This is a genomic window from Enterobacter cloacae complex sp. GF14B (assembly GCF_004136805.1).
Lineage (GTDB): Bacteria > Pseudomonadota > Gammaproteobacteria > Enterobacterales > Enterobacteriaceae > Enterobacter > Enterobacter hormaechei_C.
The window spans coordinates 1-5,985 of record NZ_QFRV01000135.1 but is presented as its reverse complement, the minus strand read 5'-3'; the positions used below and the strand labels follow the sequence as shown (position 1 = coordinate 5,985).

At 58.0% G+C, this 5,985-nt stretch carries 7 protein-coding genes; 2 read left to right on the top strand and 5 right to left on the bottom strand.

Going from position 1 to position 5,985, the window contains the following annotated elements; translation table 11 throughout:
- The 5 genes from sitC to betT form a co-directional block, all read right to left on the bottom strand.
- Positions 1-691 (bottom strand): iron/manganese ABC transporter permease subunit SitC (gene sitC, locus DD606_RS23465; RefSeq protein WP_129259249.1); only part of this gene is annotated, 691 nt, incomplete at its 3' end.
- Positions 688-1,494 (bottom strand): iron/manganese ABC transporter ATP-binding protein SitB, encoded by an 807-nt coding sequence (gene sitB, locus DD606_RS23460; RefSeq protein ID WP_003858819.1) that lies wholly within the window; start codon positions 1,492-1,494, stop codon positions 688-690. The genes sitB and sitC, both read right to left, overlap by 4 nt.
- Before the next feature lie 2 nt (positions 1,495-1,496).
- Complete coding sequence (gene sitA / locus DD606_RS23455; protein ID WP_003858820.1) at positions 1,497-2,408, bottom strand: iron/manganese ABC transporter substrate-binding protein SitA; 912 nt, start codon at positions 2,406-2,408, stop codon at positions 1,497-1,499.
- A gap of 211 nt (positions 2,409-2,619) precedes the next feature.
- Positions 2,620-2,904, bottom strand: a complete 285-nt coding sequence (gene nadS / locus DD606_RS23450; protein ID WP_032652913.1) for a NadS family protein — start codon at positions 2,902-2,904, stop codon at positions 2,620-2,622.
- A 138-nt stretch (positions 2,905-3,042) separates the two neighbouring features.
- Positions 3,043-5,076 carry a choline BCCT transporter BetT gene (gene betT, locus DD606_RS23445; protein WP_058663255.1) on the bottom strand — a complete coding sequence of 678 codons (2,034 nt, stop codon included), beginning with the start codon at positions 5,074-5,076 and terminating at the stop codon, positions 3,043-3,045.
- Positions 5,077-5,204: 128 nt separating this feature from the next.
- On the opposite strand from betT, the gene betI reads away from it, so the two are divergent.
- Positions 5,205-5,792 carry a transcriptional regulator BetI gene (betI, locus tag DD606_RS23440; RefSeq protein ID WP_003858827.1) on the top strand — a complete coding sequence of 196 codons (588 nt, stop codon included), beginning with the start codon at positions 5,205-5,207 and terminating at the stop codon, positions 5,790-5,792.
- Between the two features lie 13 nt (positions 5,793-5,805).
- Positions 5,806-5,985 (top strand): aldehyde dehydrogenase family protein (locus DD606_RS23435; RefSeq protein ID WP_129259247.1); only part of this gene is annotated, 180 nt, incomplete at its 3' end.

The window sequence follows — 5,985 nt, the reverse complement described above, 5'->3', positions numbered from 1 at the left end:
TGATGCTGCCAATGGCGACGGCAATCATCAGCAGGCGCGGGAAGCGGTCGGTCAGCAGCCACGCGGTCGCGCCGGGCGTGACTACCAGACAGATCACCAGAAACGCGCCGACGGTTTGCAGCGCCGCCACGGTAGAGACCGCCAGCAGCGTGAAGAAGAGAATTTTCAGGCGTTCAGGACGCAGGCCGATGGCGCGGGCGTGGTTCTCATCAAAAAAGGTCACCATCAGATCTTTCCATTTGAACAGCAGGATAACTATCGACACCACGCCGATAATCGCCAGCTGGACGATATCTTCCGGGGCGATAGCCAGAATATTGCCGAGGACGATGGTCTGAATGTTCACCGAGGTCGGGTTGAGCGAGACCATAAACAGCCCCAGCCCGAAAAAGGAGGAGAAGATCAGCCCGATAATGGCGTCCTCCTTCAGGCGGCTGCGCTGGTTGAGAAACAGCATGCTGCCCGCCGCCAGCCCGCCCGATAAAAACGCCCCCAGCGAGAACGGCAGCCCGAGCATGTAAGCGCCCGCTACGCCCGGCACGATGGAGTGCGACAGCGCATCGCCGATCAGCGACCAGCCTTTAAGCATCAAATAGCAGGAGAGAAACGCGCACAGCCCGCCCACCATCGCCGAGACCCACATCGCGTTGAGCATGTACTCGTAGCCGAAGGGTTCGAGAAGCGCGTTCATTTGGCCTCCTGTCGGTGCGTCACGAAGGGGCGCTCGTCGTCGGTTATGATGCGATCTTCCGAGCCGCTGAGCACCACGTGGCGCAGCACGCCGCTGAAGGCGCGCTCAAGATTCTCGGCGGTAAAGGTGATATCCGTCGGGCCGCTCGCCAGCACGGTGCCTTTGACCATCACCGTGTAATCGCAGAATTCCGTGACCGAGCCCAGATTGTGGGTCGAGACCAGCATCGTTTTACCCTCGTCGCGCAGCTCCCGCAGCAGGCTGATGATCCTGGCTTCGGTTTTGACGTCCACGCCGGTAAACGGCTCGTCGAGCAGGATCACCTCGCCCTGCTGGGCAATCGCACGGGCCAGAAACACGCGCTTCTTCTGCCCGCCGGACAGCTCCCCAATCTGCCGATGGCGCAGCTCGAGCATATCCACACGCTTCAGGGCCTCGGTGACGATCTGCTTATCGCATTCTTTGGGGCGACGCAGAAACCCCATATGCCCGTAGCGGCCCATCATCACCACGTCCTCGACGAGCACCGGAAACGACCAGTCGACCTCTTCCGACTGCGGCACGTAGGCGACCAGGTTCTGACGCAGCGCCCGGTGAGGCGGCAGCCCCAGAATGGAGATAGTGCCGCTCGCCGCCCGCACAAACCCCATCACCGCCTTAAACAGCGTGGACTTGCCGGAACCGTTCACCCCCACCAGGGCAGCAATCGATCCGCCCGGCACGCTGAACGACGCGTCGCGCAGCGCCGTGTGGCCGTTGCGGTAGGTCACGGTCACGTCGGTTACAACAATACCTTTCTGCATGATTACTCCTTCATCCCGTCGCGGATGCCCTGCACCAGCGTGCGGGTGGTGACGTTCAGCAGATCGATATAGGTTGGCACCGGGCCGTTTTCCGCGCTCAGAGAGTCGACGTACAGCACGCCGCCATAGTGGGCGCCGGTTTCACGCGCCACCTGACGGGCGGGCTTATCGGAGACCGTGCTTTCGCTGAACACCGCCGGAATGTGATGTTTTTTCACCAGATCGATAACCTTGCGCACCTGCTGGGGCGTGCCCTGCTGATCGGCGTTGATCGGCCACAGGTAAAGCTCCTTCAGGCCCAAATCCCGCGCCAGATAGGAAAAAGCCCCTTCGCTGGTCACCATCCAGCGTTTGTCTTCCGGTATCTCCGCGACCTGCTTGCGCAGCGGTTCGAGAGTGGCGGTGATCTTCTGCTTGTAAGCATCAGCGTTGCGCTGATACGTCTGTGCGTTGGCCGGATCGTACTTCACCAGCGCGTCGCGGATGTTATCGACGTAAATCAGGGCGTTGTCCGGCGACATCCACGCGTGCGGATTGGGCTTGCCGTTATAGGGCCCTTCGCTGATGCCCATCGGGGTGATGCCTTTGGTGACAATCACCTCCGGCACACCGTTCAGATGCTGATAAAAGCGCTGGAACCACAGCTCCAGATTCATGCCGTTCGCCAGGATCAGCTGTGCCTTCTGTGCGCGTTTGATATCGCCCGGGGTGGGCTGGTATTCGTGAATTTCCGCGCCCGGTTTGGTGATGGAGGTGACCTCTGCGGCATCCCCCGCCACGTTTTTCGCCATATCAGCGATAACGGTAAAAGTGGTGATGACCTGGAACTTTTCAGCCGCCAGCGCGCCCGTGGTGGTCGCGGTCATGAGCAGCGCGCCGAGCAACAGACGCTTCAATCCTTGCCGTGGATGCATCGCAGAAGTCTCCTGAGGTGATTAAAATCAAAGCAAAATTAGCCTGTGCTATAAGGTATAGCACAGGCTATATTTAAATGAAAATAATTATCATTAAAGTTGTGTCAACGGAGGGAGAGCCTGATGGCGCTTCGCTTATCAGGCCTACGGTAAAGCAGTTTTGGAGTTTTGTAGGCCGGGTAAGCGCAGCGCCACCCGGCATAAGGGCGACTCACTGCCCGGCAAGTGCCTTATAAAATGCAGGATTCTCCCGAATCACATTAAGTACCTTCGCCGCCAGCCCGGTTGGGTTGCGACGTTTGGACTCCCAGCTTTTTATAGTGTCAACGCTCGTGCCAAGCGCCTTCGCCATTTCGCATTGGGTAATATTGAGCTGTTCTCTGATTGCGCGAACATCTGCAACTTCATAGCGGGTTATTCTGGAAGCTGCTTTCCTTCCGCTGTGGATCTCAACCGCCTCTTCAAGCGAAGTTTTAAGTTCATCAAAGATGCTCATTTTATACCTCGGAACAACATAAAGGCGTACATAGTACACCTCTAGTAAAAGATATAATAAGCACTATTCGAAAAGTACAGGGCCAGATTCATAACAATCTGGCCCCTTAACTTTCACGCACTTTATTCAGATCAAACTTTAGGCATCCGGGAACATCACGCTATTCCCCGGCGCTTCCCTGTGCAGATGGATAAAGTTCAGGTGCCGTTCATACTGGTCCAGAATGTCCGTGATCACCTGCTCCTTGCTGTAATCCATCAAATCATTCCCCTGGCTGCCTTCCAGCAGGAAGGTCTCCAGCCGGTAGTAGGTCGACTTCCCGCTGCGCGCGCGGTAGGTGAACCCGGGCACCGAATACTGCTGCGGCCAGATCTGATAGACAAAGTTCTGCTCGTCGCCCATGTGCACCAGCAGATCCAGGTGCCCCAGATTTTCGCCCTCTTCCGGGGGCAGGTTTTTCAGCTCCACGTAGGCGCCACGCAGCTTCAGCTCCTGGGCCACCTCTTCCATCGCCGGGAAACAGACCGTCTCCATCATCTGTTTGGTGTAGCGCGTACCGGGGTAATTCATCAGGCGCGAGAGGCGTTTTTTCCAGCTCAGCCTGTCCTGCGCGCCCAGCGGACGCGGGGCGGTGTCGCGGCTGGCGCTGACGCGGCGGTAGTCTTCCACCTTAAGCGATTTATACAGCCCGGCCATCACGAAGAAGATCACGAAGCTGAACGGCAGGCCCATGATCACCGTCGTGTTCTGCAACGCCGAGATACCGTTGGTCATCAGCATGCCGAGCGTCAGCAGGCCGATGGCGACGGACCAGAAGATGCGCAGCCAGTTCGGCGCGTCGCTGTTAATGTCCTTGAGCTTCGAGGTGAAGTTCCCCAGCACCAGCGCGCCGGAGTCCGCCGAGGTGACGTAGAACAGCAGGCCGGTGATGGTCGCTACGGACGCGCTAAAGTTGAACGCCGGGTACTGCGCCAGCAGGCTGTAGAAGCCGCGCTCCGGGTGCGCCATCGCTTCCTGGGCAAAAGTCGCATTGCCGTGGATGATCTCGTGCAGCGCGCTGTTGCCGAAAATCGACAGCCACAGCAGGGTAAAGGTGAACGGGATAATCAGCGTGCCCATCACGAACTGACGGATGGTCCGCCCACGCGAAATACGCGCCAGGAACAGGCCGACAAACGGCGACCACGCCACCCACCACGCCCAGAAGAACAGCGTCCAGTTGTTCATCCACTCTGTCGGACGGTCAAAGGCGAAGCTGTTCAGCGTCATGCCCATAAAGCGGTTCACGTAATCACCCACGTTCAGTACTAAGGCATTGAGCAGGAACGAGGTGTCGCCCATAAACAGCACGAACAGGATCAGCCCCAGCGCCAGCGCGACGTTCAGTTCGGAGAGCACGCGAATCCCTTTATCCACGCCGGAGGTCACCGAGATGGTGGCGATAATCACCGACAGCGCAATCAGCGCCGCCTTCGCCGCCATCGAATCCGGGATGTCAAACAGCACGCTCAGCCCGTAGTTGAGCTGCACCACGCCAATTCCGAGCGTGGTGGCGATGCCGAAGATGGTGCCGATCACCGCCGCAATGTCGACGCTGTGGCCAATCGGACCGTTGATCTTTTTGCCGAAAATCGGGTACAGCGCGGAGCGGATGGTAAGGGGCAAATTATAACGATAGCTAAAGTATCCGAGCGCCATGCCCATCAGGGCGTACATCGACCAGCCCGTCAGGCCGTAGTGGAACAGCGTCCAGACCATCGCCTGGCGCGCGGCCTCCATCGTCTGCCCTGCCCCTTCCGGCGGCTGCATATATTGCGTGACCGGTTCCGCCACGGAGAAGAACATCAGGTCGATGCCGATGCCTGCGGCAAACAGCATTGCGGCCCAGCTCAGCAGGCTGAACTCGGGCTTGGACTGCTCTGGCCCGAGCTTTACCGAACCGAAGCGCGAGCAGGCAATGCAGACCACGAACACGATGTAAAGCGTCGCGGCCAGCAGATAGTACCAGCCGAAGGTCTTTGACACCCAGTCCAGAGTGCGCCCAATCCACTCGGCAGAAAAATCACGAAAGAAGATGGTCGTCAGGGAAAACAACAAAATCAGCCCGGCGGACGTATAAAAAACGACCGGGTTGATTTTGTCTTTTTCTCTGTCTTGTGAAAGGTCTGTCATCCAGTATCCCCACTGTTTTTGTAACTATTGAAATCCAAAATCGCAACAATTAAGACACATTTTATATTGAACGTCCAATCAAAAACCGCTTTAATAGATTACCAACGCTGATGAATGGAGTGGCAAAAATGCCCAAAGTGGGGATGCAGCCGATCCGGCGCAGGCAGCTAATCGATGCCACGCTGGAAGCAATTAATGAAGTGGGAATGCATGACGCAACCATCGCGCAGATCGCCCGTCGGGCGGGCGTATCCACGGGGATCATCAGCCACTATTTCAAAGATAAAAACGGTCTGCTGGAAGCGACCATGCGCGACATCACCGGTCAGCTGCGCGACGCGGTATTAAGCCGTTTACGCGCCCTGCCGGACGGCAGTGCAGAGCAGCGCTTGCAGGCGATTGTCGGCGGCAATTTTGATGAAACTCAGGTTAGCGGCGCGGCGATGAAGGCCTGGCTGGCCTTCTGGGCCAGCAGCATGCATCAGCCGATGCTCTACCGTTTGCAGCAGGTCAGCAGCCGTCGGTTGCTCTCAAACCTGGTGTACGAGTTCCGCCGCGAGCTGCCGCGTGAACAGGCTGAAGAGGCGGGCTACGGGCTCGCCGCACTGATTGACGGGCTGTGGCTGCGCGCTGCGCTCAGCGGCAAACCGCTGGATAAAACCCTGGCCCAGTCGCTTACCAGCCACTTTATCAGCCAGCATTTACCGACCGACTAACCGAGGAGAATTTATGTCCCGAATGGCAGAACAGCAGCTTTATATCAATGGTGGTTATACATCCGCCACCAGCGGTCGCACCTTCGAGACCATCAACCCGGCGAACGGTGAAGTTCTGGCGAGCGTGCAGGCCGCCGGGCGCGAAGACGTGGACCGCGCCGTCGAAAGCGCAAAGCGCGGGCAAAAAATCTGG

Excerpts from the sequence above, each read along its gene's own strand:
- betT (WP_058663255.1), bottom strand. The coding sequence starts at position 5,076 with ATGACAGACCTTTCACAAGACAGAGAAAAAGACAAAATCAACCCGGTC.
- sitB (WP_003858819.1), bottom strand. The coding sequence starts at position 1,494 with ATGCAGAAAGGTATTGTTGTAACCGACGTGACCGTGACCTACCGCAAC.
- sitA (WP_003858820.1), bottom strand. The coding sequence starts at position 2,408 with ATGCATCCACGGCAAGGATTGAAGCGTCTGTTGCTCGGCGCGCTGCTC.
- nadS (WP_032652913.1), bottom strand. The coding sequence starts at position 2,904 with ATGAGCATCTTTGATGAACTTAAAACTTCGCTTGAAGAGGCGGTTGAG.
- betI (WP_003858827.1), top strand. The coding sequence starts at position 5,205 with ATGCCCAAAGTGGGGATGCAGCCGATCCGGCGCAGGCAGCTAATCGAT.